This window comes from Chamaesiphon sp. OTE_20_metabat_361, from assembly GCF_031364565.1.
This window is the reverse complement of record NZ_JANLWO010000062.1, coordinates 1-1647: the sequence shown is the minus strand read 5'-3', so window position 1 is coordinate 1647 and position 1647 is coordinate 1. Positions and strand designations below refer to the sequence as shown.

Genomic DNA, 1647 nt, shown 5'->3' with positions numbered 1-1647 from the left:
AATTCCTTCATCGATGCCTAGATTGAGTTTGATTTCTTGCCCCGGTGCGGTATTTTCTAAGTTACTGGTACCGACAAACACCTCATCGCGAAAAATATTGGCTTTCCCTGGCAATAATGTCGCCCCGTCGCTACGATTTTTTGCTGTGGCTTGGAGATAAGCAAAACTTACCAATCTCGGCATCGCCACATACGCCAATTGGCACGGAAAATTATCGCTGAAAATAGTCGCTTTATGGGGATTGCCATCGCTGGGAATATTTCCACCGCCACCGAGTTGAAATGTCACGATACTACCTTGTTGGGACATATCGGCAACTACCGTTTCGGCGAGATATTCGCTCGGTTCTTCCGCTACTTCAGATCGATCGAAACTAGCTCCTACAGACATTGGTGCCGCTGGTGCTGCTTCCATCACGCGTGCGGTTCCGGCGGATACGCCTCTTTGGCGGAGCATCATCGGTACGGAGAGATCGATATACCAAGGATCCAATTTCGGCGGAAGAGTGCCCAATCCTGGCTTGGCGGTAGAAAGTGTCAGACTCACATCCGCCCAATCTTCACCAGTGGTTTGACAGATCTCGGCGAGATAGTCGAGCTGAATATTTTTATTAGTACTTTGCACGCGCAGATCGTATAGTGGTGTCCAGTGAGCGCGAGCGACGACATAGCTCAACTCTACTTGAAAGTTACCCGCGCCACTAGGTTCGTTGGCGTAGCCTTCCAAAATGGAAATCGCGATAGTTATCTCAAAACTTTCTTGACTATAGGGCGTCTCGACTTCTTCGAGTTGCAGCCGCAGACTCTGAAGTTGCTTGTCGATTTGTTGCTGCTGCTGGCGCAAATCTTCCCCTGCAAAGGCGTATTCGGTAGTTTTGGTACCGATGAAGTCGAGGAAGTTTTGGGCGTCTGCTAGCCCGATTTGCTGGCGAGCGAGACTGCGGGCGAAGGACTCTTGAGTTTTTTCGCGCAAGCCTTGGATAAAGTTGGCTTGCAGCTTGGTAGTGTCGATTTGGGCTTGGAGGCGGCGTTTCTCGGCTCCTAATCGATCGAGTTGGGCTGTCAATTGGGCGATCCGATCGGCTACTGGTTCGGTGGTATATTGGCGATCGGTGGTAACGCCCTGCAATTTGACAGCAACGCTCCCTTTGCCACTTACGCGCACGGATGCTGGATCGAGAGTCGTCGGTAAGTTACTAATTTTCAGTTGACGTTCGGTACCATCAAGCTGAATTTGTCCCTGACGCACGACTAGAGCGCGATCGGTATAAACAGTCACTGCCGTAATTTGAGTCTCGATCGAGATTGGCATAATAGTAATTTAGTGGCTGATTTTGGGATTGATATATTTAAGCATTAGCTATTTTCTGTTCCACAACGATCTACGCATCTACCGTAATCGTCTAGAGACGATCCATTGTCGATTCGGGCGTTAATTGTCTTTTGGAAAAAATCGATGAGCGATTCCCCATCCGAATATCTTCATGTCGCAGGTAATTCTACCGATCGAGTGGTAGCATTGCCAGATTCACTTACTAGTATCGCCGCCGAACGCCAGACGATCGCCCAATTACTCGCAATTGGGACGGCACTTTCCGATTGTCTCAATCTTACAGAGTTACTCGACCTCATTTTAGCTAAAAGTCGC

The 1647-nt window shown here is 49.0% G+C and carries 1 protein-coding gene and 1 pseudogene; one reads left to right on the top strand and one right to left on the bottom strand.

All coding sequences use genetic code 11. The annotated features are described in order from the left end of the window. A partial coding sequence (locus RMO35_RS01665; RefSeq protein ID WP_309738107.1) for a mucoidy inhibitor MuiA family protein occupies positions 1-1311 on the bottom strand: 1311 nt, incomplete at its 3' end. 144 nt (positions 1312-1455) lie between these two features. Between RMO35_RS01665 and RMO35_RS01660 the strand changes: the two are divergent. After that, a pseudogene (locus RMO35_RS01660) lies at positions 1456-1647 on the top strand (phosphohydrolase); the annotation flags it as partial.